22 protein-coding genes are annotated in these 25,480 nt (G+C 68.4%); 6 read left to right on the top strand and 16 right to left on the bottom strand.

The genetic code is table 11. The features are described 5' to 3' along the window. Positions 1 to 113: 113 nt before the first annotated feature. From ykgO to LG334_RS12595, 4 genes are all read right to left on the bottom strand, one after another. Positions 114 to 239, bottom strand: a complete 126-nt coding sequence (gene ykgO / locus LG334_RS12610; protein ID WP_009542735.1) for a type B 50S ribosomal protein L36 — start codon at positions 237 to 239, stop codon at positions 114 to 116. Positions 240 to 353: 114 nt separating this feature from the next. Then, positions 354 to 1,334, bottom strand: a complete 981-nt coding sequence (locus tag LG334_RS12605) for a class I SAM-dependent methyltransferase (RefSeq protein ID WP_404378597.1) — start codon at positions 1,332 to 1,334, stop codon at positions 354 to 356. Positions 1,335 to 1,467: 133 nt separating this feature from the next. Next, the gene (locus tag LG334_RS12600; protein ID WP_404378595.1) at positions 1,468 to 2,169 is read right to left on the bottom strand and encodes an alpha/beta fold hydrolase; all 702 of its coding nucleotides are present in this window, start codon (positions 2,167 to 2,169) and stop codon (positions 1,468 to 1,470) included. A gap of 58 nt (positions 2,170 to 2,227) precedes the next feature. Next, positions 2,228 to 2,773, bottom strand: a complete 546-nt coding sequence (locus LG334_RS12595; protein ID WP_404378593.1) for a hydrolase — start codon at positions 2,771 to 2,773, stop codon at positions 2,228 to 2,230. A gap of 246 nt (positions 2,774 to 3,019) precedes the next feature. Between LG334_RS12595 and LG334_RS12590 the strand changes: the two genes are divergently transcribed. Continuing rightward, the gene (locus LG334_RS12590) at positions 3,020 to 5,554 is read left to right on the top strand and encodes a DEAD/DEAH box helicase (protein WP_404378592.1); all 2,535 of its coding nucleotides are present in this window, start codon (positions 3,020 to 3,022) and stop codon (positions 5,552 to 5,554) included. 93 nt (positions 5,555 to 5,647) lie between these two features. On the opposite strand, the gene LG334_RS12585 is transcribed toward LG334_RS12590, so the two are convergent. From LG334_RS12585 to LG334_RS12575, 3 genes are all read right to left on the bottom strand, one after another. Beyond that, positions 5,648 to 6,919 carry a cation:proton antiporter gene (locus LG334_RS12585; RefSeq protein ID WP_404378590.1) on the bottom strand — a complete coding sequence of 424 codons (1,272 nt, stop codon included), beginning with the start codon at positions 6,917 to 6,919 and terminating at the stop codon, positions 5,648 to 5,650. 88 nt (positions 6,920 to 7,007) lie between these two features. Then, complete coding sequence (gene ipdC, locus LG334_RS12580; protein WP_404378589.1) at positions 7,008 to 8,651, bottom strand: indolepyruvate/phenylpyruvate decarboxylase; 1,644 nt, start codon at positions 8,649 to 8,651, stop codon at positions 7,008 to 7,010. A gap of 356 nt (positions 8,652 to 9,007) precedes the next feature. Beyond that, positions 9,008 to 11,446, bottom strand: coding sequence for an EAL domain-containing protein (locus LG334_RS12575; RefSeq protein ID WP_404378587.1), 2,439 nt, complete (start codon positions 11,444 to 11,446; stop codon positions 9,008 to 9,010). A 225-nt stretch (positions 11,447 to 11,671) separates the two neighbouring features. Between LG334_RS12575 and LG334_RS12570 the strand changes: the two genes are divergently transcribed. Further along, a complete protein-coding gene (locus LG334_RS12570; protein WP_404378586.1) occupies positions 11,672 to 12,484 on the top strand; it encodes a PRC-barrel domain-containing protein in 813 nt (270 codons plus the stop codon). Between the two features lie 88 nt (positions 12,485 to 12,572). Here LG334_RS12570 and LG334_RS12565 read toward each other — a convergent pair whose 3' ends face one another. From LG334_RS12565 to LG334_RS12555, 3 genes are all read right to left on the bottom strand, one after another. Beyond that, positions 12,573 to 12,842 (bottom strand): DUF2312 domain-containing protein, encoded by a 270-nt coding sequence (locus tag LG334_RS12565; RefSeq protein WP_009538455.1) that lies wholly within the window; start codon positions 12,840 to 12,842, stop codon positions 12,573 to 12,575. A gap of 143 nt (positions 12,843 to 12,985) precedes the next feature. Beyond that, entirely contained in the window at positions 12,986 to 14,146 is a 1,161-nt protein-coding gene (locus LG334_RS12560; protein WP_404378584.1) for a carboxylate-amine ligase, read from the bottom strand. Between the two features lies 1 nt (position 14,147). Further along, entirely contained in the window at positions 14,148 to 14,978 is an 831-nt protein-coding gene (locus tag LG334_RS12555) for an N-formylglutamate amidohydrolase (RefSeq protein ID WP_404378582.1), read from the bottom strand. Between the two features lie 45 nt (positions 14,979 to 15,023). Here LG334_RS12555 and LG334_RS12550 point away from each other — a divergent pair, with 45 nt between their 5' ends. The 4 genes from LG334_RS12550 (at position 15,024) to pyk (ending at position 20,198) form a co-directional block, all read left to right on the top strand. Next, positions 15,024 to 16,097, top strand: a complete 1,074-nt coding sequence (locus LG334_RS12550) for a DMT family transporter (RefSeq protein ID WP_404378580.1) — start codon at positions 15,024 to 15,026, stop codon at positions 16,095 to 16,097. Beyond that, positions 16,094 to 17,401, top strand: coding sequence for an MFS transporter (locus LG334_RS12545; RefSeq protein ID WP_404378579.1), 1,308 nt, complete (start codon positions 16,094 to 16,096; stop codon positions 17,399 to 17,401). The genes LG334_RS12550 and LG334_RS12545 overlap by 4 nt, the downstream gene beginning before the upstream one ends. Before the next feature lie 16 nt (positions 17,402 to 17,417). Further along, a complete protein-coding gene (locus tag LG334_RS12540) occupies positions 17,418 to 18,692 on the top strand; it encodes a glycerate kinase (RefSeq protein ID WP_404378578.1) in 1,275 nt (424 codons plus the stop codon). A gap of 81 nt (positions 18,693 to 18,773) precedes the next feature. Next, positions 18,774 to 20,198 (top strand): pyruvate kinase, encoded by a 1,425-nt coding sequence (gene pyk / locus LG334_RS12535; protein WP_404378577.1) that lies wholly within the window; start codon positions 18,774 to 18,776, stop codon positions 20,196 to 20,198. A gap of 68 nt (positions 20,199 to 20,266) precedes the next feature. On the opposite strand, the gene LG334_RS12530 is transcribed toward pyk, so the two are convergent. The 6 genes from LG334_RS12530 to LG334_RS12505 form a co-directional block, all read right to left on the bottom strand. After that, positions 20,267 to 20,485: a hypothetical protein gene (locus LG334_RS12530; protein WP_404378575.1), complete on the bottom strand. Its 219-nt coding sequence runs from the start codon at positions 20,483 to 20,485 to the stop codon at positions 20,267 to 20,269. A gap of 96 nt (positions 20,486 to 20,581) precedes the next feature. Next, positions 20,582 to 20,956 (bottom strand): response regulator, encoded by a 375-nt coding sequence (locus LG334_RS12525; RefSeq protein ID WP_404378573.1) that lies wholly within the window; start codon positions 20,954 to 20,956, stop codon positions 20,582 to 20,584. Positions 20,957 to 21,073: 117 nt separating this feature from the next. Continuing rightward, complete coding sequence (gene arsN2, locus LG334_RS12520; RefSeq protein WP_404378571.1) at positions 21,074 to 21,556, bottom strand: arsenic resistance N-acetyltransferase ArsN2; 483 nt, start codon at positions 21,554 to 21,556, stop codon at positions 21,074 to 21,076. Positions 21,557 to 21,645: 89 nt separating this feature from the next. Then, complete coding sequence (locus LG334_RS12515) at positions 21,646 to 22,491, bottom strand: metalloregulator ArsR/SmtB family transcription factor (protein WP_404378569.1); 846 nt, start codon at positions 22,489 to 22,491, stop codon at positions 21,646 to 21,648. A gap of 472 nt (positions 22,492 to 22,963) precedes the next feature. Next, positions 22,964 to 23,893 carry a class I fructose-bisphosphate aldolase gene (locus tag LG334_RS12510; RefSeq protein ID WP_404378567.1) on the bottom strand — a complete coding sequence of 310 codons (930 nt, stop codon included), beginning with the start codon at positions 23,891 to 23,893 and terminating at the stop codon, positions 22,964 to 22,966. Between the two features lie 101 nt (positions 23,894 to 23,994). Then, a complete protein-coding gene (locus tag LG334_RS12505; RefSeq protein ID WP_404378566.1) occupies positions 23,995 to 25,425 on the bottom strand; it encodes a protein adenylyltransferase SelO family protein in 1,431 nt (476 codons plus the stop codon). Positions 25,426 to 25,480: the final 55 nt, after the last annotated feature.

The following is a 25,480-nucleotide window of genomic DNA, read 5'->3' as shown; positions in this document are numbered from 1 at the left end:
ATACAAACGAAAAAGCCGCGCTTTCGCGCGGCTTTTTCGTGTCCTGTCGACGAAGAAGACCGATCCCGGACCGGGGCCGGCCCCGCCGGCGGCCATGGCGGCCGCCGTTGTCCTCAGCCCTGGCGGGCCTTGAAACGCGGGTTCTTCTTGTTGATGACGTAGACACGGCCTTTACGACGCACGACGCGGCAGTTCTTGTCGCGGGTCTTGGCCGACTTAAGAGAGTTGCGCACCTTCATAACCAGTTCCTCGAAGCCCTGGGTTCCGATCAAAAGAGAGCGCGCACCATACGGTCGCGCCCCCGGTGTGTCAACGCCGGAATGGGGCTTTTCCGCCCGCTTCCGGCAGGAAAATCATGAAACGTCCGGCTGTTTCTTCTTCTTGCGTTTGCTGGCCGGGGCGATGGCGTGAAAGCGCACGATTTTCAGCACCCCGGAATCCATCAGCGCCAGGCGCCGCATCCAGATTTCCGCCTCGCGCATCAGGGCGACGCCCAGTTCCCGGTCTTCCTGCAGGTGCCTCTTCTTGATGCCCGCCATGAGCGTGGCGAAACCCTGCATCACCATCTTCCGGTAGTCGGGGCTGACGTCCTGAACCACGCGCAGGTCCATGTCCTCGGCCCGGATCAGTTCGGCCAGGCGCGGACCGGGAATGAGATGGGGGCGGGAGGGCTCGTTTTCCGCCCAGTGCTCCAGCGCGCCCGCATCCGGCTTGTCGCCGGGCATGAACTCGATCAGCAGCAGGTGACCGGTCGGCTTTACGCCGGCGCACATCTGCTCGATGGTCTTTTCCTTGTCCGGCAGCCGGTGCAGCCCGAGGCGCGAGAACACGACGTCGAAGCCGTTGGGCCGGACCTTCATGCGCTCTGGATTGAAGGATATGACCGGCGCCTTTTTCTCCAGCCCGTGCTTGTAGCTTTCCTTCATGCCGCTCTCGACCAGCGGCTCGGACACCTCGATGCTGGTCACCCAGGTGCCGAAGTTCAGCGCCAGCGAGCGCCCGTCACCGCCCATGCCGGCGTTGACCTGCAGCATGGACATGGCACTCGACGGCGAGAAGACGCGGAACTGTTCCAGGATGTACTCGTCGCCCCCTGGCAGGCTGTGGCCCATGCCCCACAGGCGGTCCATCAGACGCACCCGGTGGGGCGGCCAGGCCGGGTCGATGGGCTTTTCCGGAGGCCGCTCGGGCTTGTACAGGCTTTTCTTGCGCGCTTGCGCGGCGGCAGTGGCCCGCGCGGCGGAGGCCTCGGCCTGCGCGCGTTCCTTCTTGCCCCGCCGCAGACGCCCCAGAAGGCCCCTGGCCGGTTTCGTATCGCTCTCCGAGCGGGCCAAGACCCCTCCTTCTCTTCGCGCCTACGCCAAACGGTAAAGCTACTACTAGCGCAGCGAAGCAAAAAAATCACCCCCGCTTTCATGCCGTTGAAAGCGGGGGCTGCGAAGGGGCTTTATACGGACGGTCGAAGGGCTACAGGCGGGCAAGCCACGCGCGCATGGCCTCGTTCACCTTTTCCGGCGCTTCCAGGGTGGAGAGGTGGCCGCAGCCCTCGATCTCCACGTATTGGGCGTCGGGCAGCTTGTCGAACATTTCCTGGTGGACCTTGGGCGGGGTCATCTGGTCCTCGGCGCCGCACAGCACCAGCGCGGGCACCGTCACGTTCGACAGGTCGCCGCGCCCGTCGGGACGGTTGATGATGGCTTCCTGCTGCTTGAGGAACCCGACCACGCCGACGCGGGCCGCCATGGCCGCGACACGGGCCTTCAGCGCCTCGTCGCCGGTCCGGCCGGGGGCGACAAGCATGGGCCACATCTCGTCGCACACGATGTCGAAGTCGCCGCTTTCGGCGCGCTCCATGTACTTGCGGCGGGCCTCCTGCTGCTCGGGCCGGTCGGCGCGCGCGTTGGTGTCGAGAAGGCCGAGGCCCGTGATCCGCTCCGGCGCCTGGCGCATCACCTCCTGCGCGATGTAGCCGCCCATGGACAGCCCGGCGATGGCGAAGCGCTGGGGCGCGTCCTTCAGCAGGCGCGCCGCGAAGCCCTCCATGCTGTCGTCGTTGGCGACGTCGGCGATGGTGATGTCGGCCACGTCGGCCAGTGCATCCACCTGCGGCGCGAACAGCTCGTCGTCGGTCAGCAGGCCCGGCACCAGCACGAGCGGAGTCTTGGACATGCGGTAATCTCCCGTTTCTTATTTGGGGTATGGGTATCGAAAATGTAGTCGGGCGGTGTTACTTGATGAGCGTCTGGCTTATCTCGCGGAACGCCTCGTGCCGGGCATCGCCGAGCCACTCGAACAGCACGCTTTCCGTCGGCACGACGCGCACGCCGCTGGCCTGCATACGTTCGAGACCGGCCTCGCGGTCCCGCGGATGGCGGGAGGAGCAGGCGTCGGCCACAACGAAGACCTCGTATCCGCTCTGCAGCAGGCCCAGCGCGGTCTGGCAGACGCACACATGGGTTTCGATGCCTGCAACGATCACCTTGGGGCGGTCCAGGCCTTGCAGCCGTTCCATGATGTTGGCCGCGCCGGCGCAGGAGAACGTGGTCTTTTCCAGAAAATTCTCCGGCGTCGTCAGGTCGCGCAAGTCCACCATGGTCGGCCCCAGGCCCTTGGGGTACTGTTCCGAGACCGTGACCGGGACGTCCAGCCGGGCCGCGCCCTTCATCAGGCGGCCGCAGTTGTGGATGACGGCGCGCGGGTCGTCCATGACGGGACATAATTTTTCCTGCACGTCGACGATGAGCAGGGACGACTGGTCGGCAGTCATCAACATGGCGGTCCTCCAGGCTTTTCGCGTCGTTTCCAGCCCTTGGGGCCGCGTGCGATTCTCCGAACGGTAGACGAATTCACGGGCCCCGCCAAGGCGCGCCGCCTCAGGTTTTTCTTGCGATCGTTGACAGCGGGCCGTGGCGCTCTATTATCCGGGCACAAACCAATTTGGCCCTGGGGCCGCGCGTCGCCTTTTGCACGGGCCGAACAGCCGCCCCCGCCAAATCCTAAAAGGCCAGACTTTATTCGCATGACCTTTTCCGATCTCGGACTGACTCCGGAAACCCTTCGCGCCATTGAAGACGTCGGCTACAACGAGCCGACGCCGATTCAGGAGCAGGCGATCCCCTATGTGCTGATGTGCCGCGACGTCCTGGGCATCGCCCAGACCGGCACCGGCAAGACGGCGGGATTCACGCTGCCCATGATCGACATCCTCGCGCACGGCCGGGCCAAGGCGCGCATGCCGCGCTCGCTGATCCTGGCGCCGACGCGCGAGCTGGCATCCCAGGTGGCGGAGAACTTCAAGCTTTATGGCAAGTACCATAAGCTGGCCATGGCGCTGCTGATCGGCGGCGAGAGCTTCCGCGAACAGGAAGCCGCGCTCGACAAGGGCGTGGACGTGCTGATCGCCACGCCGGGCCGCCTGATGGACCTGTTCGACCGCGGCCGCATCCTGCTGCAGGACGTGAAGATCCTGGTGATCGACGAGGCCGACCGCATGCTCGACATGGGGTTCATCCCCGATGTGGAGCGAATCGTGTCGTTCCTGCCGAAGATCCGCCAGACGCTGTTCTTCTCGGCCACCATGGACGCCCAGATTCGCAAGCTGGCCGACGCCTTCCTGATGAATCCGAAGGAAATCCGCGTCAGCCCCAAGACGTCCACGGCGGCCACCGTCAAGCAGGCGCTGGTCATCGTCGACCAGCACGACAAGCGCCGCGCCCTGCGCGAACTGCTGGACAAGGAAGACGTCCGCAACGCCTTCATCTTCTGCAACCGCAAGCGCGACGTCGGCGTGCTGTTCCGCTCGCTGACCAAGCACGGCTACGACGCGGTGCAGCTGCACGGCGACATGCCGCAGAACGAGCGGACGATCATGCTCGACCGCTTCAAGAAGGGTGACGCCAAGCTGATGGTGTGCTCCGACGTGGCGGCGCGCGGCATCGACATTTCCGACGTCAGCCACGTGTTCAACTTCGACGTCCCCAGCCACTCGGAAGACTACGTCCACCGCATCGGCCGCACCGGCCGCGCGGGCAAGGAGGGCCACGCCTACACCCTGGCGACGCCCGAGGATGCCAAGTACGTCGAGGGCATCGAGAAGCTGATCGGCAACACGATCCCGCGCTTCGAGGTCGACAGCGTCGAAAAGGCTGATCTGGATGCCGACGATGGCCGCGGCCGTCGTCGTGCCGGTGGCAAGCGCGGCGGGCGCAAGAGCGAGCGTTCCGAAAAGCCGCGCCGGGGTGAGGACAAGCAGGCCCCTGAGGCACCCGTCGCAGCCGAGGAGCCGCGGAAGGAAGAGGAAAAGGCCGCCGCCGCCCCGGTGCCTCAGGACGTGCCTCAGGAAAAGCCCGAGCGCGGCTCCGAGACCCGGGGCGGCGACCGGCGCCGCACGGAGCGGGCCAGCGGGCGCCGCAACGGCCGCCGCCGCGACGATCACCCGGCCTGGGAGGTCGAGGAGATCGCGATGCCGCGTGACGCCGTCGCCTTCGGCGGCCATACACCGGCGTTCATGCTCGTCGACCCCGAGGCCGAGGGCCTGCGCATCCGCGCCGAGAAGGACCGCAGGGAGGCCGAGGCCGAGAAGCGCCGCGCCGCCGCCGAGGCCCGCCGCGCCGATAAGGAAGCCGCCCAGGCGGAAGCCGAGGAAAAGGCTGCCAGAACGGCCGAGGCCGAAGCGCCGGCCGGCGAGGAAGCGCCCGCCGTCTCCACGGACGTGACGGAGGCCACCGCCGAGGAGCCGAAGAAGCGCCGCCGCACGCGCCGCCCGCGCAAATCTGAAAAGCCCTCCCAGCCGCCGGCTGCCGCAGTCGATGCGGCCGTGCAGGCGGTGGACGAGGTCCTGAACGGCGAGGCGGAGGGCCCCAAACCGCCGGAAACCACGGTAGAACCGGCCGGCGAGCCCGTCTCAATGGAGACGGCGCCCGACCAGGGCACGCAGGCCGAGGTGGCCTCGGACGCGGCGGAGGAGCCCGTCACCGAACCGGCCGGCGAGCCCGTCTCGACGGAGCCGCCGGCGGAGGAGGGCGCCGAGCCCAAGGGCAAGACCCGCCGCACGCGGACCACCAGGGCCAAGTCCACCCCGGCCAAGCCCCGCCGCACGGCCGCCAAGAAGGATGCGCCGGCGGACGCCGAGACCAGCGAGGCCGCTGCGTCGGCCGAAGAGGCCGCTGAAGCAGAGGCCGAGGCGCCGAAGAAAAAGGCGCCGGCGCGCCGGACCGCGGCAAAGAAGGCGACCACGGCGCGCAAGCCCGCCGCCGCGCGGACCCGGAAGAAGGCGGCGCCGGCAGAGGATGCGGCGGAAACGCCCGCCGCGCCGGTGGAAGGCGAGGCCGCCACCACGGCGACGCCTGAGCCCGCCGCCGAAGCTGAAGCGGAGGCGCCGGCCAAGCCCAAGCGCACGCGCGCCAAGGCGTCGACCACGGCGAAGAAGACCGCGACGCGCAAGGCGCCGGCCAAAAAGGCGACGACCACGACCCGCTCCCGCAAGAAGCCGGCAGCGGACGAGGCGACGGCTTCGGAAGCGGAAAACGCCGAGGCCTCATCGGCCAACGACTGACCGCCTAAATGGCGACACGGAAAGGCCGGATGCCCACCGCATCCGGCCTTTTTTCTTTCCGTGGCGGTACGGCTGCGCGGGCGGCACGCGGGGTCAGCCTTCGTTTTCCGCGGCCTGTTTCCGGCGGGCGCGGACCGCGCGGTCCAGCCAGTCCATGACCGGCGTCGACAGCAACCCGTGCAGCACGACGGAAATCGCCACGGTACAGGACACAATCGCCCAGGTGCGCGCCTCGTCGGCGAAACCGGCGTGGTTGATGCCAAAAGCGAGGTAGAAGAAGGATCCCACGCCCCGGACGCCGAAGAACGACGTCACAAGGACCTCGCGCCAGCCCTGGCCGGAAAGCGCCAGGCCGGCGAGCCCGCAGGCCGGGCGCACCACGACGACCAGCACCAGGCAGACAAGCATGTCGCTCCAGGTCAGCGGGGCCAGGAGACCGCCCGTCAGGTTGAAGCCGAAGATGATGAGCAGGCCCATCATCATCAGGTGCTCGATCTGGTCGGTGAACTGGTGAAGGTCGTGGGCGAAGGTGTGTTCGTAGCGCTGCTCGGTCCGCCGCACCGTGAGGGCGGCCAGGAACACGGCGAGGAAGCCGTAGCCGTGGATCAGTTCCGCCACGCCGTAGGACAGGAAGGTGATCCCAAGGGAGACGAACCCGCGCCGGCTGGCGGCCAGGTGGAACTTGCGCGGACGGCGGAACGTCAGCCAGCCGAGCAGCCAGCCCACCGCCCAGCCGGCGGCGCACCCGGCGGCGATGCGCCAGCCGACGTCGTAGACGAGCCATGTCAGCGTCCAGTCGCCGCCCAGGCCCCCGTTGGTCGCCGCCCCGATGGCGAACCAGACGAAAGGGAAGGCGAGGCCGTCGTTCAGCCCGGCTTCCGTGGTCAGGGTGAAGCGGGCGTGACCGCCGGGGCCGGACCGTGGCGGTCCGACCTGCACGTCGCCCGCCAGCACGGGATCGGTGGGCGCGAGCACGGCCCCCAGCAGCAGCGCCGTCGCCAGCGACAGGCCGAGCATGGAGCCGCCGATCAGGGCACCCGCCACGATGGACAGCGGCATGGTCACGCCCAGCAGCAGGAAGGTGGCGCGCCACTGGCGCAGCGACAGGCGCTCGTCGATGCGCAGGCCCGCGCTGGTGAGCGAGATCAGAACCAGCAGCTCCGTCAGGCGCTCGGTCAGGGCCGGGTGCGCCCGGAAGTCCAGCGTCACGCCCGGGCTGAGGGCGAGGTCCAGCAGGACGCCCAGGCCCATGCAGATCATGGGCAGCGACAGCGGCATGCGGCGGATGACGAGCGGAACCCAGGCGACGAGCAGGATCAGGAAGCCGATGCCGGCAATCGCCGCTGCATAGGTGTCGATGCTCATGCGCCCCTCGCGTCTGCCAATCCAGCAACGCGGGAGAGCCGGGCGCCGCTCGCGTCCGGTGCGGGGGCGAGCGGCGCGGGCTGTGGACCTATTCGGTGCGCGGCGGGGCGTTGCTGCCCTTAATGGCCGCCACGAAGCGCGACAGTGTGTCGGAAATGGCGCCGCGCTCCAGCATCACCTCGATCAGGTGGAACCGCCCGTCATCGGCCACGGCGGCATCGAGCGCCTTCTTCAGCTCCGCCCGCGTCGACGCCCGATGGCCCCGCCCGTTCAGCGCCTGGGCCAGGTCGGCGAAGCGCCATTCGGCCAGGTTGTTGTAGCTGCCCTCCGGCTGGAAGGTGCGAAGCATTTCCCAACTGGCGTTGTTGAAGACGATGACGATGGGCGCCCAGCCGTTGGCGTTGCAGTTGCCCAGTTCCCACCCCGTCATCTGGAAGGCGCCGTCGCCCACCAGGATCAGTGGACGTTCGCCTGTCGCCGCCGCTACGCCCAGGCCGGCGGGCACGCCGAAGCCCATGGTGGCGTAGTAGCCGGGCGCGACGAGGGCGGTGTTGTGCATGTCCATGGCCGTGAACAGGCAGTCGCCCATGTCGGCGGCGATGGGCATGGGGCCATGGGCCTTGAACAGGTCGTTGACGGCCCGTGCGATGTCCATGGGGCCGACGGGCGTGTCGTCGGCCTCCAGCCCTTCGGGGCAGATCTGCGGCGAGGGCTTGCGGGCGGCCGCGGCCGCGCCGGGCTCCTCGGCCTGGCGCAGCAGTTCCTCCACCAGGTCGGCAAGAGGGATGCCCGGATACTTGTGATAGCCGAGCCCGACTTCGCCATCGGCGGCGATGACCGCGCGGCGCAGGTCGATGTTGCGGCCCGAGACGCCGAAGTTGGTGTCCGACAGGATGACGCCCAGCGCCAGCAGCGCGTCGGCGTCCTCAATGATGTCGCGCACGTCGGGCTTGCCGGCCAGTCCCATGTAGACGCCCACCAGCGGCGCGTCGGTGCCCGCCAGCAGGCCGCGGCCCATGAAGGTGGTGGCGACCGGAATGTTGAGGCGCCGGGCAAGACGCGCCACCTCGTCCTCGATGTTGTGGCGGCGCACCTCCACGCCGATCAGCAGTGCCGGCGCCGAGGCGGTCTCCAGCTTTTCCAGGATTTCGGCGGCGCAGGCGGCCACTGCGTCGGGCTCGGCGCGGCGGCGGGGCAGCGGGTCCACCGGCTCGCAGGGCTCGGCGACCATGTCGCGGGGGATCTCTATGTAGACGGGGCGGCTTTCATCGATGCAGGCGCGCAGCACGCGGGCGATCTCGCGCGGGGCCGTGCGGGCGTCGTCCAGCACGGCCTGGGCGCAGGTGATTTCCTGGTAGACCTTGAACTGGCTCTCGATGGTCTTGGCCTGGTGGTGCAGCAGCAGGCCGCGCCCTTTCTCGCCCTTGCCCGGCGCGCCCGAGATGACCACAAGCGGCGTCTTTTCCGAGTACGCCCCAGCCACCGGGTTGACCATGTTCAGCGCGCCGGCGCCGTAGGTGACGCAGGCCACCCCGATGCCCTTGTGGATGCGCGCCGCAGCGTCCGCCGCGAAGCCGACGCCGGGCTCGTGGCTCAGACAGTACAGCGGCAGGATGCCGGTGGACTCGATGTAGCGGAAGAAGGGGAGGGCGAAATCGCCCGGAATGCCGAAAATTTCCCGCGCGCCGTGATCCTTCAGGGCGCTGAGCAGGACCTCGCTGATGCTCGCCATGGACGGTCGGTCTCCCAAATCTGGTGTGCCGGCCTCGGGGGCCGGTGTTGCCTGGGAGAGTAACGGTTGGGCACAGCGGGGGCGAGCGTTGTTTTCCTGGTGTTAAAGAAGGTTTCCGGAAATGGAAGCGGGGGAGGGCCGATCCGGACCCTCCCCCGCAAGCCGATCGTCAACGGCCGCGGCGCATGGCACGGCGGACCATCTTGAAGATGGCGATGTTGCGGAAAAGCTTCATCATGGGACGTCTCCTCGTCCGTTGTGATTGGCGAGGCAACGATCCCGATGGGCGGGACGATCCCCAAACCCTTGATGCGCCCCCATTTTGCCCGCAGCGGGGCCCGGAGGCGCGAAGCCGCTCAACTGCCGGTCAGCGCGGCGGGCTGTTCCGGCTCGGCCGTTTCGAGGAGCCAGGCGGTGAAGGCGTCGGCGGGCAGGGGGCGGGAAATCCAGTAGCCTTGCAGCATGTGGCAGCCCTTCTCATACAGGAACCGCGCCTGGTCGGCGGTTTCCACGCCCTCGGCCACGACCGTGAAGCCCAGGTTGTTGCCCAGCGCCACGACGGTGGCGCAGATGGCGGCATCCTTGCCTTTGGTGTCCATGAGGTCGCGGACGAACGACTGGTCGATCTTCAGCGTGTCGATGGGAAAGCGCTTCAGGTAGTTCAGCGACGAATAGCCGGTGCCGAAATCGTCGACGGACAAGGTTATGCCCATGGCCTTGAGCGCCGCCATGGTGGAAATCACCCGTTCCACGTCGCCGCTGGTGACGCTTTCCGTGATCTCGATGTCAAGGCATTCGGGCGGCAGGCCGGTTTCCTCGAGCGTGCGCGCGATGGTTTCGGTCAACGAGGGATCGGCAAACTGGCGGGGGCTGACGTTGACCGACAGGCTGGGCGGCGCGATGCCCTGCGCCCGCCACGCCACCATGCGCCGGCAGGCATCGCGCAGAATCCAGCGGCCCAGCGGCATGATGAGGCCGCTTTCCTCGGCCAGCGGGATGAAGTCCATGGGGCTGATCATGCCGCGCTCTGGGTGCGGCCAACGGATCAGGGCCTCGGCGCCCATCACGTCGCCGGTCTCGGCGCTCACCTTGGGCTGGAAGTGAAGTTCGAAGGCGCCGGCGGCCAGGGCGAGGCGCAGGTCGTTCTCCATGTTCAGGACCGCCAGCGACTGTTCCTCCATGCTGGGGAGGTAGGTGGCATAGCGCCGCTCGTCGCCGCGCTTGGCGTGGTACATTGCCAGGTCGGCGCGGCGGATCAGGTCGTGCGCCGTCTCGCCGTGGTCGGGCCAGTAGGAAATGCCGATGGACGGGACCGAGAACAGTTCCGTACCCGCGATGGAGAAAGGCTCCGACAGGCTGTAAAGCACTTTCTCGGCGATATAAGCCCCGGTGTTGCCGGACCCGCACTCGGGCAGAACGATCATGAACTCGTCGCCGCCCAGCCGCCCCACGCCGTCGGACATGCGCACGCAATGGCGCAGGCGGCGGGCGGCCAGCTTCAGCAATTCGTCGCCGGCGGAATGGCCGTAGCTGTCGTTGATGTACTTGAAGCGGTCCAGGTCCAGGAACAGCACGCCGACGCGCCCGCCGACACGCTCCGCCCGCAGGATTGCCTGTTCCAGCCGGTCGGTGATGAGGTGGCGGTTGGGCAGGCGGGTCAGCGTGTCGTAGTTGGCCTGGAAGCGGATGCGCTCCTCGTCCTCTTTCCGGCGGGTGATGTCGGTGACGGCCGCCACATAGCGCAGCACGGCCCCGTCCTCGTCGCGCACCGTGGTGACCGAGAGGTCGCTGAGGAAGGGCCGGTCACCGGCCCGCTCCGACCACACCTCGCCGCGCCAGTGGCCGGTATCGCGGGCGGTGGTCCAGATGTCGTGCTCGGTGGCTTTCTCGTGAAAGCCCGGCGCCAGCAGATGGGCAGGCCGCCCGATCAGGTCCTCGGCCGCCGTGGCGGTGATGCGGGCGTAGGCCGGGTTGACCTCGCGCACCATCAGGTCGGCGTCGACCAGCAGGATGCCTTCGGCCACGCTTTCGAACACCTTGGCAAGCATGCGGATTTCCGCTTCGGCGTGCTTTCGGGCGGTGATGTCCTCCACCGTGCCCTCGTAGTAGAGCAGGCGTCCGGCCTCGTCGCGGACGCAGCGGGCGTTTTCCGTGATCCAGATGACGCGGCCGTCCTTGCGGCGGATCTGCGCCTCGAACTCGGTGACGACGCCGTGGCGCTCCATCACGTCCTTGAAGTGCTGGCGGGCGGCGGGGTCGACGTAGAGCTGCCCGGCGATGTCCGTCAGTTCCCGCTTCAGGGTCTCGGCGTCGGCGTAGCCGTAGATGCGGGCCAGCGCGGGGTTGACGTCCACGTAGTCGCCGCGCGCGGTGGACTGATAGATGCCTTCCACCGCGTTCTCGAAGATGCCGCGATAACGCCGCTCCGCCTCCCGCAGCGCGCGGTCGGTGTCGGCCTGCGTGGTGACGTCGCGCAGCAGCGCCAGGGCGTGACCCGTCTCCAGCGGCTTGACCGTCAGCGTCAGCGTGCGCCGCCCCAGGCAGAGGGAGATGCTGGTGGTGTCGTCGTCGGCGAGCGCATCCGGCCCGCAGTCCTCCAGCGCATCGCCGAACACCTCGGCCAGGCCGCCGCCCAGAAGGCGGGTCGCGGGGCGGTCGGTGAAGGTGGCGAAGGCCGTGTTGGCGAAGACGATGCGCCCGCCCGACAGCACGGCGATGCCGTCGGGCAGCCGGTCCATGAGGGCGCGGTTGACCCGGGCGGGAAGCGCCTGAACGTCGGAAGCGGTCATCGCCATGCACAAAATCCTGTCACTGTCCGCCGAGGGTGTGCGGTTGCTTAAAGAATATGCATGACAATGCTGCTATGCAACAAAAGGCTTAAGTCATTGGGTTCACACGCTCCTGTTTTCTCCTTTTGCGGGAACGGCGGTGTCGAGAGGGCGTTCGCAGGAGACGGGCGCCCACGCGGTCCGCGAGGAGATCAGGTGCGCCGCAAATCCCTTTTGTCGAGGAGGACGGTCATGCGTGTATTGGTGTCTGCTATCGTGGCGGCGGCCGTGTCTGCCGTGGCGCCGGCCGTGGCTCAGGAGCAATCGCAGCAGCAGGGCGGGAACGGCGGTCCGGAAGTGGCCCAGAACTGTTTGCAGGATCTGGAGAAGGCGAACCGGGCCCTTCTTGCGGCGAACTTCGGTACGGCCCGGCCCGGCGGCTATGGCACGGCCTCCGGCTACGGCACGACAACCAGCACGGGAATGGGCCCCCGGACCACGGGAGCCCTGACAACGCCGCGGGGGCAGATGCGGGCCCTCATGCAGGCGGGCTATGTTACGGCGATCAACGGAGACAAGGAAACCTGCCAGGCCATCCTCAGCGGGATCGAAAGGATCTATCAGCGCCATCAGGATGCGATAGAGAGTCCGGCGACAGCGCCGGCTGATCTGGAAGCTTGGCGACAGGAATGGATGCAGGCCGCGGTTCCGGTCACCGAAATCGAGGCGAGCCTGAGCACCGACATGCTGCTGGGCCTCGACGTCCGCAACATGCAGGACGAGGACCTGGGCGATATTGATGAAATCGCGTTCGACCGGCAGGGGAACGCGCGCTATGCCCTGATTTCCCGGGGCGGGTTCCTCGGCATGGGAGAGGACCTCATCCCGGTTCCGTGGGAGGAACTGCGGATCACGCCGTCGCCCTACCGTGACACGATCGTGCTGGATGTGTCCGAGGAGACCATCGCCAACGCACCGACGGTTCCGGATGACGACACGCAGCAGCTGGCCGAGGCGGCGCCCGAGCGCGTCGACCAGTACTGGCAGGAACACCTCGGCGATTGAGCCGGCGCGGCCGGACCCTTCAACGGAAAAATCCGGAGGGCCATCCGCTCTCCGGGTTTTCTTGTGACCTTTGGCGCGGAAGGGGGCGTCAGTAGCCGACGGCGCTGAGGTAGAGGTCGAGCAGTTCTTCCTGCTCGGCGCGCTCGTGCGGCTCCATCTTCCGGATGCGGATGAGCTGGCGCATGATCTTGGTGTCGAAGCCGGCGGACTTGGCCTCGGCGTAGACGTCCTTGATGTCGGACGCGATGTTGGCCTTTTCCTCCTCCAGGCGCTCGATGCGCTCGATGAAGGAGCGGAGCTGGTCGGCGGCGATACCGCCAACGTCGTTGCTGGCCTGGGCGGCGCTTTCGTCGGCCATGGCGGACGGTCCTCGTGATCGCTAAGGGGGTAGGGCGGGCCCGATCGGACGCCGCCGTGACAGGCGGGGGAAGATAGCCGAGCCGGGGCCGGTCATCAAGCGCGGTGGACGGCACTTGCCTCGGCCCGCCCATCGGCCCGACCTTACGCCGGAACGTCCACCCCTGCCACCGTCTCGGCTATCAGGAAATCCACCACCTGGCGCAGCGCGTCCTCCTGGCTCGCCCCGGCCGACGTGGCGGCGCGGAAGGCGGCGAGTTGCCGGTGGGCGCTGGTGCCGCGCGTCAGGATGTGGCGGCAGTGCGCGACCTCCTTCTCGCAGTCCAGCGCGACGGCGTCCTCGGCCGTCAGGTCCAGAAGCTCGTCCAGCAGTTCGGCGTAGGGGACGGTGCAGCCCTTGCCGAAATCCACCAGCCCTTCGTCGAAGCCGTAGCGCTGGGCGCGCCAGCGGTTCTCCATCACCAGCATGTGGGCGTAGAGCCGCCAGCGCTGGTTGGTCCGCCGCAGTCGCCACAGCATCCGCAGCACGCAGGCATAAAGCGCGGCGATGGCGGCGGCGTCATCGACATTGGTGCAGACGTCGGTGATGCGCATTTCCAGCGTGTCGAATCGGGCAGAGGGGCGGACATCCCACCACAGCTTGCTGCCGTCCTCGATCAACCCGGCGGAGACCAGCACGTTTACGTGGCGCTGGTACTCGCCCCAGCTCTGGAAGTGCTCGGGCAGGCCGGTGCGCGGCAGCTCGTTGAAGACGGAAATGCGGTAGGACTTCAGCCCCGTATCCACCCCGCGCCAGAAGGGGGAACTGGTGGAGAGCGCCAGCAGGTGCGGCAGGAAATAGGCCACCTGCGCCATCAGGTCGATGCGCAGGTCGGGGTCCTCGATGCCCACATGCACATGGGTGCCGCAGATCAGCAGCCGGCGTGCCACGCCCTGAAGGTCGCGGGCGAGGATGGTGTAGCGCTCTTTCTCCGTATGGCGCTGCTCGCTCCACTGGGCGAAGGGATGGGTGGAGGCGGCGATGGGGGCCAGGCCGTGGCGGCCGGCGGCCTGGGAAACGACTCCGCGCATTTCCGCCAGACTGTCGCGGGCGTCGCGGACGCTCTTGCAGACGCGGGTGCCGACCTCGATCTGGCTGCGCAGGAATTCGGGGCTGACCGACCCAGCCGGACTGCCGGCGCAGTCGTCCAGCAGGTCCGCCGGCGGGTCGACCACCAGGTCGCGGGTCTCGCGCGAGACCAGCAGGTATTCCTCCTCGATGCCGATGGAGAAAGCGGGTTCCTTGGCGGCGATGGGCGTGCTCATGTCAGTACAGCACCACCTTGTGGATGTCTTCCCGTGCCAGGGCGTGGCGCAGCGCGTCGGCCAGGATGCCGGCCCAGCGCGCGGCCCCGGCGTCATCGCCGATCAGGTCCTGACGCACCTCCACCGCCGCATGGGCGAGGCCCGCCGCCGCCGCGTGGGTGTCGGTGGTGTAGGCGATCTCGCGCCCGTCGTAGGGCTCGTTGTCGCCCACCGTCAGCTCTGGATGCGCCTTGCGCAGGTGGTTGAGCAGGGCGTCGGGCAGGCGCGGGTCCCGGTCCCAGAGAATGCCGCATTCCCAGGGTCTTGGCTCACCACTCTTCATGCAGGGCGTGAAGCTGTGGACGGCGAAGACCACCGGCGCGTGCTCGGGGTTGCGCTGCCACATGTGCGCCAGCGTGTTGGTGATGGCGCGGTGGTAGGGGTGGAAGACCTCGTCGAGCCGGCGGTCGAAGTGCGCCTGGTCCATGTTCTGGTTGGCCGTGACCTCCCAGGTGTCGGACACGGCCGGCACGCTGGTCGGGTCGCCCGGCTGGCGGTTGCAGTCGATCACCAACCGCGAATAGCCGCACAAAATGGCCGGGGCGTTGAGCATCTCCGCCAGGTGTTGGGTGACGGCGGCCGCCCCGATGTCCCAGGCGATGTGGTCCGCCAGGGCCTCGTCCGGCAGGCCCATGGTGCCCAGGCTTTCGGGAATGGTGTTGCTGGCGTGGTCGCACACCAGCAGGAGCGGCGTCGTGCCCTCGCCGTTGACAAGGTGCGCCGCCGGCGGGTCGTTCGGCCCCAGCAACGGCGGCAGTTCGCGGTTCAGTCGGTGAATCTGCGGATCGGTCATGGTCCCTGCATCATACAGTGTCGCGCGCCGCTGAATAGGGGGTGCATGCGAGCCATTCGCAAGCTGCGGCCGGTGGGCGAGGGTGGAAGAATGGCCCTTTGCGCCCGCAACGTGAACGGCTTACCGTGCCTGCCCATGAGCACCAGCCTGTCCGCCGCCTCGCCCGTCGTCCGCCTTGCCCTGCCGGCCCTGCTGGCCGGCGCGGTCGGCATTGCGTTTGCGCCCATCTTCGTGCGGCTGTCGGAAGTCGGCCCCATTGCAACGGCCTTCTACCGCACCCTGTTCGCGCTGCCCCTGCTGTTTGCGTGGATGAGCCTGGAAGGCCGCCGCTCCGGCCGGGACGAGGCCGCGCCGGTGCAGGATCGCCCGCGCTCCCTTCGCGATCACATGCTGCTGGCGATTCCGGGCCTCAGCTTCATGGGCGACCTGGCATTCTGGCATATCTCCATCACCATGACGACGGTCGCCAACGCCACGCTTCTGGCCAACTTCGCGCCGGTGTTCGTGACGCTGGGCGGCTGGATGCTGTGGCGGGTGACACCGACGCGCACCTTCCTAGCCGGCATGGCGATCGCCATGATGGGCGCCATCGTCCTCATGGGCGAGAGCCTGACCATATCCGCCGAGCAGATCATGGGCGATGCCCTGGGCGTGGTGACGGCGGTGTTCTATGCCGCCTATATCCTGTCCATCGGGCGGTTGAGGGCGCGGTTCTCCACATCGGTCCTGATGACCTGGAGCACCGTCTACACCTGCGCCGGCTTGGCTGTCTGCACGCTTGCGGCCGGCGAGAGCATGGTGATCGAGAGCCTCTATGCGCTGGGCATCCTGGTGGCGCTGGCGGCGGTGTCGCACTTCGGCGGGCAGAGCCTGATCGCCTACGCGCTGGCCCACCTGCCGGCCAACTTCGGCTCGGTGTCTCTGCTGCTTCAGCCGGCGGTGGCGGCGGTGCTGGCCTGGCTGATCCTGTCCGAGCCGCTGAGCGCATGGCAGGGTGTCGGCGGCGTGATTATCCTGGTCGGCATCTTCCTCGCCCGGCGCGGCAGCCGCCCGCCCAGGCCGGCGGCCGAGGCGGCGGGAGAGCCCGTCGTCGCAGCGCAAGCGAAAGAGAAGTCGTGAGCCAGGACATCCGCACCCCAGCCAACGCCGCCGCCGGGACGTCGCACAGGGCCTTGCGCCCCTGGCTGATGTGGGGCGCCGGGGCCCTGTTCTTCTGCTACGCCTTCTTCCAGCGCGTCGCTCCCTCGGTGATGGTCGAGGAACTGATGCGCGACTTCGCCGTCGGCGCCGCCATCGCCGGGACGCTGTCGTCGCTCTACTTCTACCCCTACGCCGCCCTGCAAATCCCCGCCGGCCTGCTGGTCGACCGCTTCGGGCCGAGACGGGTCCTGACGCTGGCCGCCCTGGTGGCGGCGGTGGGCAGCGCGGCCTTCGCCATGGCCGACGTGATCGGCCTCGCCTATGTGGGCCGAGGACTGGTCGGGGCCGGCGCGGCGGTGTCGTGGGTGGCGGTACTGGCGCTGGCGTCGGCGTGGTTCCCGTCCAACCGCTTCGCCCTGCTGACGGGCCTGACCATGGCGATCGGCGTGGCGGGCGGCGTCGGCGGGCAGGCGCCGCTGTCGCTGCTGGTGGACGGCGTGGGGTGGCGCGGGGCACTGTTCATCGCCGCCGCGCTCGCCCTGGTGTTCGCCGTCTTCGCCTGGACGGTGGTGCGCGACCGCCCGCCGCGCGCCGACGGCCACCCGCAGACCGGGGCCCATGCCGGCGCCGGTTATGGCCTGCTCGACCGCCTGAGGATGACCATGCGCGAGCCGCAGGTGTGGCTCATCGCCCTGTTCGCCGGCGCCATCGTCTCGCCCATGCTGTCCTTCGCCGGGCTCTGGGGCGTGCCGTTCATGGTCGGCGTCCACGGCATGACGAAGCCGGAAGCCGCGGTGGTGACGTCCCTCATGCTGGTCGGCTGGGGTGTCGGCTCGCCGCTGCTGGGCTGGATGACCGACGCCATCGGCCGGCGCAAGCTGCCGGCGCTCATCGCCGCCGGCGGCGCGCTGGTGTGCACGCTCGGCTGGCTCTACGCCGCGCCTCCGGTGTGGCTGATGTATCCGTTGATGATCCTGACCGGCACGTTCTCCGGCGGCATCGTGGTCGCTTTCGCCACGGCGCGGGAGAATGCGCCCTCGGCCTCGGGCGGGGCGGTGATCGGGCTGGTGAACACGGCCGTCATGGGATCGGCGGCGGTGTTTCAGCCCTTGATCGGCTGGCTGCTGGACCTGACGTGGAGCGGGCAGACGGCCAACGGCGTTCGCATCTACGATCCGGCGGGGTACGTGGATGCCATGATCGTCCTGCCGCTCTGCCAGGCGACGGCCCTTCTGGCCGCGCTGCTGCTCCGCGAGACATACTGCACGCCCCGCCACGCCTGAAGGAGTCGCCCGCCGCATGGATGACGTTCCCACCTTCCTCCGCCGCCTGTTCGACGCCGCCGTGGCCGCTGCCGACCCGGCGAAGATCGTGCCGCCGGCGCTGCCGGAGCCGCCGAAGGGCCGCACCATCGTCGTCGGCGCCGGCAAGGCCTCGGCCGCCATGGCGCGCGCGGTGGATCGGGCGTGGCCCAAGGACGCGGACCTGTCGGGCTGCGTCGTCACCCGCTACGGCCACGGCTGCGAGGCCGGGCGGATCGAGATCGTGGAGGCCGCCCATCCCGTCCCCGACGAGGCCGGATGGCAGGCGGCGCAGCGCATCCTCGACCTGGTGCGCGAGGCCGGGCCGGACGACCTGATCCTCTGCTTGATCTCCGGCGGCGGCTCGGCATTGTTGTCGCTGCCGGCCGGCGATATCACGCGCGAGGACAAGCAAGAGCTGACCAAGGCGCTGCTCAAGTCGGGTGCCGCCATCGACGAGATCAACTGCGTCCGCAAGCACATTTCCGCGGTCAAGGGCGGCCGTCTCGCCCAGGCGGCGGGCGAGACGCGGATGCTGTCGCTGGCGATTTCCGACGTGGCGGGCGACGATCCCTCCGTCATCGGCTCGGGCCCGACGGTGCCGGACCCCTCGACCCGTGACGAGGCGAGGGCGGTGCTGGAGCGCTACGGCATCGATCCACCCGACAGCATCGCCGAATGGCTGGACAGCGCGGAGTCGGAGACGCCCAAGCCCGGCGACGACAGCTTCGCCAACGTGGAAACCCGCGTCATCGGCAGGCCTCTCGCCTCTTTGAAAGCGGCCGCCGAAGTGGCGGAACGCGAGGGTGTGATGCCGCTCATCCTGGGCGACATCATCGAGGGCGAGGCCCAGGACGTCGCCAAGGTCATGGCCGCCATGGCCGTGTCCTGCCGCGACCACGGGCTGCCGGCCGGGGCGCCATGCGTGCTGCTCTCGGGCGGCGAACTGACGGTGACCCACGGCGGCGGCGGCCGGGGAGGCCCCAATGCCGAATTCGTGCTGGGCATGGCGCGGGAACTGGCGGGGCAGGCGGGGCTGTGGGCGCTGGCATGCGACACCGACGGCATCGACGGCAGCGAAGACAACGCCGGCGCCTGGTGCGGCCCCGACACCGCCGCGCGGGCTGAGAAGGCCCATGTCGACATCGGCAAGGCGCTGGACGAGCACGACTCCTACGGCTTCTTCAAGGCGGTGGACGGGCTGGTGATGAGCGGCCCGACACTCACGAACGTCAACGATTTCCGCGCCGTGTTCATTGAATCCGGCGGTTGAGCCGCCGATCACGAAATCTTCAAGCATCGGCCCTGCGATCCCTCTTCCGTGGATGCCGGGCTTAGGTCTATGGTTGGACGCATGAGACGCTATCGCAACGCCAAGATCCTCGCCACCCTCGGCCCCGCCAGTTCCACGCCCGCCACGATCGAGGCACTGTGCCGCGCCGGGGCGGACGTGTTCCGGTTCAACTTCAGCCACGGCAGCCACGACGACCACCGCGAGCGCTATCAGATGGTGCGCCAGGTGGAGGAAAAGCTCGGTCGGCCCATCGCCGTGCTGATGGACCTTCAGGGGCCCAAGCTGCGCGTCGACCGGTTCGAGGGCGGCAAGGCGCTGCTCAAGGCGGGCCAGCAGTTCCGCCTGGACATGGACCGGACGCCGGGCACCGAAGAACGGGCGCCTCTGCTGCACCCGGAGGTCTATTCGGCGCTGCGCCAAGGCACCGAGCTTCTGCTGGATGACGGAAAGATCCGCCTGCGCGTGGAGAGCCACGGGCCTGACTATGCCGAGACGGTGGTGGTCACCGGCGGCGTGCTGTCGGACCGCAAGGGCCTGAACGTCCCCGAGGTGATGCTGCCCATCTCCGCCCTGACGGAGAAGGACCGCAAGGACCTGGAGTTCGGCCTGGAACTGGGCGTGGACTGGGTGGCGCTGTCGTTCGTGCAACGGCCCGAGGACGTGGCCGAGGCGCGCAAGCTGGTGCAGGGCAAGGCGGCGATCATCTCCAAGCTTGAAAAGCCGGCCGCCATCGACAAACTGAACGAAATCATTGAGCTTTCGGACGCCATCATGGTCGCGCGCGGGGACCTGGGCGTGGAGGCCCCGCCGGAAACGGTGCCCATCCTGCAAAAGCGCATCATCGGCGCCTGCCGGCATGTGGGAAAGCCGGTGGTCGTCGCGACCCAGATGCTGGAAAGCATGATCCAGCACCCGGCCCCGACTCGGGCGGAAGCGTCTGACGTGGCGACGGCGGTCTACGACGGCACCGACGCGGTCATGCTTTCGGCCGAAACGGCGGCGGGCGCCTACCCGGTGGAAGCGGTCTCAATCATGGACAAGATCATCCAGCGGGTGGAGAACGACGACACCTATCGCATCATCATGCAGGCGGGGCGCGAGGCGCCGGAGAACACCGCCGCCGACGCCATTTCCGCCGCCGCCCGCCAGGTCGCCCAGACGCTGAAGGCCGCCGCCGTGGTGACCTTCACCTCGTCGGGCTCCACCACCCTGCGCGCGGCGCGGGAGCGGCCCATGGTGCCGGTGGTGTGCCTGACGGCGGACCGGCGCGTGGCGCGGCGCCTCATGCTCGCCTGGGGTACCCACTGCACCGTCACCAGCGAACTGACGAGTTTCGGCGAGATGGTGGAAAAGGCTTGCCGCATTTCGCTGGACGAGGAAATCGCCAAGGTGGGCGAGCGGCTGGTCATCACCGCCGGCGTCCCCTTTGGCACACCGGGCACCACCAACATCCTGCGAATCGCGTGGGTGGAAGAATTCTGCTGAACCGTTACTGCCGGTATGGCGGAGCGGCCGGCCCCTTGCGGGGCCGGCCGTTTTTCATGGTCGGCGCGCTACAGAATTTTCACCACGTCGAAGATGAACAGCGCGGTCAGCGCCAGAACGCCGCCGATCAGCACGATGGCCGCGAACCACTGCCAGATGCGGCCCGGCCGCGCCGGCTCCCACCGCCCGTCCGGCGGCAGGCCGCTGCGGCGGGCGGCCAGGATGAACAGGACGGCGAAAAAGAGTCCCACCAGGGCGACGAGCGAGACGAGAATGATCGGTGCCATGGCGCGTGGCCCTTCGACAGCGGTTGCGGTGCAAAGGGCAACGCCGCCGGGCGGCGGGCGGCTCGAAGTCTCCCCGAGTGGAGGAAGAGGCGTGCGTCAGATCGCCAACTGGTTGACGGTCGACAGAAGGATGCGCACGGAGATCGGTTTGGGCAGGAAGGCGTTGAACCCCGCGCCCAGGAAGCGGTCGCGCTCGCTTGCGCCGGCAAAGGCCGTCACCGCCACGACCGGCGTGTTGCGCACGGCATCGTGCGCCCGGATCTCACGGATCAGGTCGAAGCCGGAAACCTGCGGAAGCTGAATGTCCATCAGGATGCACGACGGCTTGTTCGCCGCGATCAGGTCCAGCAGGTTCAATCCGTCCAGGCTGCATACCGGCTCAAAGCCGCCCTGCAGCAGGATCTGCTCGAACAGCTTCATGTTCAGGGCATTGTCTTCAACGACCAGAACTGTCTTGTTGTCCGTCGTCATTTTATCGGCGGCCCCTTCCCGATTTATGTCTTTCCCTTACGACACCTTAAGCCGCAACCGCGAATTTAAAAGGGTTATAAGGAATAGAGGTTGTATCCCTTGGTGCATGAAAAGCTTTTACGCTCTGCGGCGGTCCGGGACAGGCCGCGTCAGCAGGACCGCTGAGGCCGGGCAGAGCCCGGAAAACTGCGGCGTCGCCCGAATCGGCTCCGGCGCGTCGGCCCGCTCGGCGCGCTGCCAGTCCTGCGCGAGGAACCACCGCTCGGCCGTCTGCGTGAGGGCCCAGAGCACTCCGGCACCGGCATCGGCGGCGGCCGTACAGGCGTGCTCGACCAACTGCGCCGCGCGGCCCTGGCTACGCAGGGGCGGCGCAACCACCAGCGACCGCAGGAGGATGTGCGGGCCCGTGCCCTCCAGGCCGACGCAGGCGACGGGCGTCCCATCGGTGTCCTCCATCAGCCACAGGCGCACGTCGGCCCGCTCCAGATCGTCGACAGGCAGCGCGGCGTCCGAGAGCAGCGGGCGCAGGCGCGGCAGGTCATCCGGTCCGGCGGCGCGAATCGGAGAAGCGTTTGGCAAATGATCGGATGCGCGGCGCACGGCGGCGACGTCCCTTCACGGCAGGGTGCGGAAGGGAAAGCTTGCCGCCGCTTTGCGGCGCCGGCAAGGGCCGTTGGTGCGGCTCGGCGTCAGGCCACGCCGCGCGCGGCTGACGAGACGTGGTCGCCGGCGTGGCGGCCGATGGCGGCGAGGCGGCGCTGCAGGCTGACGGCGTCCAGCGAGCGCAGGGGCAGGGCGGTCAGCGTGCCGACCCGGTCCACCAGCGACGCAAGGACCGAGTCGTAGACGGCGGCGATCTCCACCTCCGTACCCACCACTCCCAGCGGATCGGCCGTCGGCCAATGGCCCTGGACGGGCTGGCCGGGCAGGGCGGCGGTGTTCAGGCCGCCGGCGTCCTCGCTGACGGTGATGACGATGTTGAGGACGGCGGCGGCATCGGGCGCGGTGAACACTTCAAGCGGCTTGGACCGTGCGGCGTCGGCGGGGAAGCCGGCGCGGCGCAGGATATCCAGAGCCATGCCGCTGACCTTGCCCGTGTGGCGCACGCCGGCACTGAAGGCCCGGAAGCGGCCCCGTCCCAGGTGGTTGAGCACCGACTCGGCCATGATGCTGCGGCCGCTGTTGCCGGCGCCGACAAACAGGACGTTGATTACATCTTCACTCGTGTCATCGGCATTCCCGGCCAAGGACGCCGCCGGCCGCAGCGTGTCCCCCAGGTAGGCGATCAGCGCGTCCACCAGCTCGGCATTGGCGCTGTAGATGAGCGACCGGCCCGCCCGGCGGTTGGTGACCAGCCCGGCCGCCTTCAACTGGTTGAGGTGGAACGACAGGGTCGAGGCGGACAGGCCGCACCCCTCGGCAATCCGGCCGGCCGGCAGTCCGTCCTTCCCGGCGCGGATCAGCAGCCGGAAAATGTCCATCCTGGCGCCATAGGCGAGCGCGGACAGGGCGAGAACGGCATCATCGGAGTTCATCGGATCGATCCTCGGCGCGCCGGTGATGGAAGGCGGACGGGTCCCGCGGCGGGACCCGGAACAGACCGGACGGCTCGATCATCAGGCGCTGGACCCGGCCGGCACGAAAAAGCCGGAGCGCGATGTCCTGAAGCCGCCGCGGGCGGAGCGTCCCCGAAACAACCGCCATCGTGGCACAGCCGTTCCCCGTGGAAGCCCGTATTTTGCACTGCCGTTCTATTTTGGCCCTCTCGTGTTGCAGTGCAACAACACATTCGGGTGGGACCTCCGCATTTTTTCATGAAATATGCGTAATGTGACAGGGTTTCCGCGCATTGGTGGGCGGTCGCGGCGCCAGATGAAAGTTTATGGGGTGGGCCGTGGCGGGCGGCGATGCGGCGGTGCGGCAACGGGCCCGCAGCAATGAAACCAACAAAAACGCCCGCCCCCGGATCGGGGACGGGCGCTGGCCGTCGCAGCCGGAACGGTCGCGTCAGGCCTTGTCCTTGTAGATGTCCATGATGGTGCCCAGCAGCTTCACGGCGTCGTCCTTGTCGCGCTGGAAGCTGTTGCGGCCGATGATGGAGCCGTTGCCGCCGCCGTCGCGGATGGCGCGGGCGTCGTCAAAGATGCCTTCGTCGCCCTTCTTGCCGCCGCCGGAGAACACCACCAGCCGCCGCCCATTGAAGCAGGCCTGGACGATGTGCGCCACACGGTCCGACATGGTGCCGATGGGCACGTTCTCGCTCTCGTAGACCTTCTTTGCCGCGTCCTGCTCCAGGTGGTCGGTGGGCAGCTTGACCTTCACGATGTGCGCGCCGGCCAGACAGGCCATGTGGGCGGCATAGGCGTCCACGTCCATGGCGGTCTCGCCGTCCTTGGAGATGTCGCCGCCGCGCGGATAGGACCACACCACGGCCGGCAGGCCGACGCTCTTGGCCTCGCGGATCAGTTCGCGCAGTTCCTCCAGCATGTCGTAGAAATAGGCGCTGCCCGGATACAGCGTGTAGCCGATGGCGTTGGCGCCGATGCGCAGGGCATCGTCGACGCTGGCGGTGATGGCCTGGGTCGGCTCCTCGTCCGCGGGATGAAGGCTGTTGGCGCTGTTCATCTTCAGGATCAGCGGCAGCGCCCCGGCATAGGCGTCGGCGCCCGCCTCCAGCGCGCCCAGCGGCGCGGCATAGGCGTTGCAGCCGGCGTCCAGGCCCAACTGGAACAGGTAGTGCGGATCATAGGCCGGCGGATTGGCGGCGAAGCTGCGCGCCGGGCCGTGCTCGAAACCCTGGTCGACGGGCAGGATGACCATTTTCCCGGTGCCGCCCAGCTTCCCCTCCATCAGGATGCGGGCCAGGTTCGCCTTGGTGCCCGGATTGTCGCTCTCGTAATTGGCGAGAATTTTCTTCACTTTCTGGGTAATGCGCATGGAGTCGATCCTTTGAGAAATGAACGGTCCGGTCCCGGCGAGGGCGTCTTCCGCCGCATGAGCGGGAAGATCCCTTTCGGCCTTGGGAACGCTTGGTTCCCTCAGCCGTTGCCCAGCGCCGCCCCCATCTCGCGCACCTTTTCCACCTTGGCGAGAAGCGGCGCCCAGTCGTCGGCCGCGTCGACGGGGCCCCACAGGGCCTCCACCTCGTCGATCAGCATGGTCTGCGGCTCCCGTTCGGCGAAGTAGGGGTGGGACAGGTCCACCTCCGGCCGCGGCGGGCGGTGCGTGAGGATCTCCCGGGCCGACGCGAAGGCCTCGCTGTCGTAAAGGCGCGCGTGCGGGCTGCCCTTGGCGCGCTCCTGCGACGCGCCGCCGCCGTACCAGTCGAAGAACGGCCGCTCGAAGGGTATCTGTGCTTGCCCCATGGCGGTGAACAGGGCGGAAATCAATGCATCGTCTTCCTCCGCCGTGCCGCGCTGGATGCCCAGGCGCCGCGTGACGGCCTCGGCCATTTGCGCCTGGAATGCGCCGGGGAAGGTGCGCAGGGCCTCGGTCAGGCGATCCTTGTTGGACAGGCCGAGCAGGCTTTCGGCCAGGCGGGTGAGGTTCCACATCAGGGTGTCGGGCTGGCGGCCATAGGCATAGAGCCCGGTCTGGTCGAAGTAGGCGGCGGTAAAGCCCGGATCGTGCACCGGCATGAAGCGCCAGGGGCCGTAGTCGAAGCTCTGCCCCGTGACCAGGATGTTGTCTGTGTTCAGGACGCCGTGGACGAAGCCCGCCGCCATCCACTGCGCACCGGTGCGGGCGATGTTGTGGCCGACGGCCTCCACGAAGGCGGCCGCGCGCTCCAGCCGGTCATCGACGGCCGCGACCTCGGGCATGTGCAGGGTGGCCGCGTGGTCCAGCAGTGCGGCCAGGGCGTCGGTGTCGCCCAGGTAGGCCTGGCGCTGGAAGCTGCCGATACGGATGTGGCTGTGGTTCAGGCGCACCATGACGCACGATCGGGTGGGCGAGGGCTCGTCGTTGCGCCATAACTCCTCGCCCGTCTCGATCAGGCTGAAGGTCTGCGAGGTATTAACCCCGAGCGCCTCCAGCATCTCGGTCGCCAGAAGCTCGCGCACGCCGCCCTTGAGCGTCAGCCGCCCGTCGCCCGAGCGCGACCACGGCGTCTGGCCGCTTCCCTTGGTGCCAAGGTCGAGAAGCCGCCCGTCCGGCTCGCCGTTCTCCCGTACTTGCGCGAACAGGAAGCCTCGGCCGTCGCCCAGATCCGGGTTGTAGACCTGGAACTGGTGGCCGTGATAGCGCAGGGCCAGCGGCTGGGGAATGTTGGCGGGCAGGGGCTCGAACCGGCCGAAGTGGGCCACCCATTCCGCGTCGGTCAGGGTGTCCAGACCGACGCGCGCGGCCGCACGGTCGTTTCGGAAGCGGATCGTGTGGCGCGGGAAGCGGGCGGCAGGCACCGGATCGTAGAACCGGTCGCCGAGCGCATGATGGCGGGGGTCGGGGCGGTAGCGGTCTGAAACAGGCATGCCTCGCATGTGGGCCCGCCGGCACCCGGTTTCCAGGGCGAAATGCGTCCTGCGC

Origin of the sequence: Caenispirillum salinarum (genome assembly GCF_044803115.1) — a bacterium.
In the GTDB taxonomy this organism is placed as follows: domain Bacteria; phylum Pseudomonadota; class Alphaproteobacteria; order Rhodospirillales; family Rhodospirillaceae; genus Caenispirillum; species Caenispirillum salinarum_A.
This window is presented reverse-complemented; position numbering and strand designations above follow the sequence as displayed.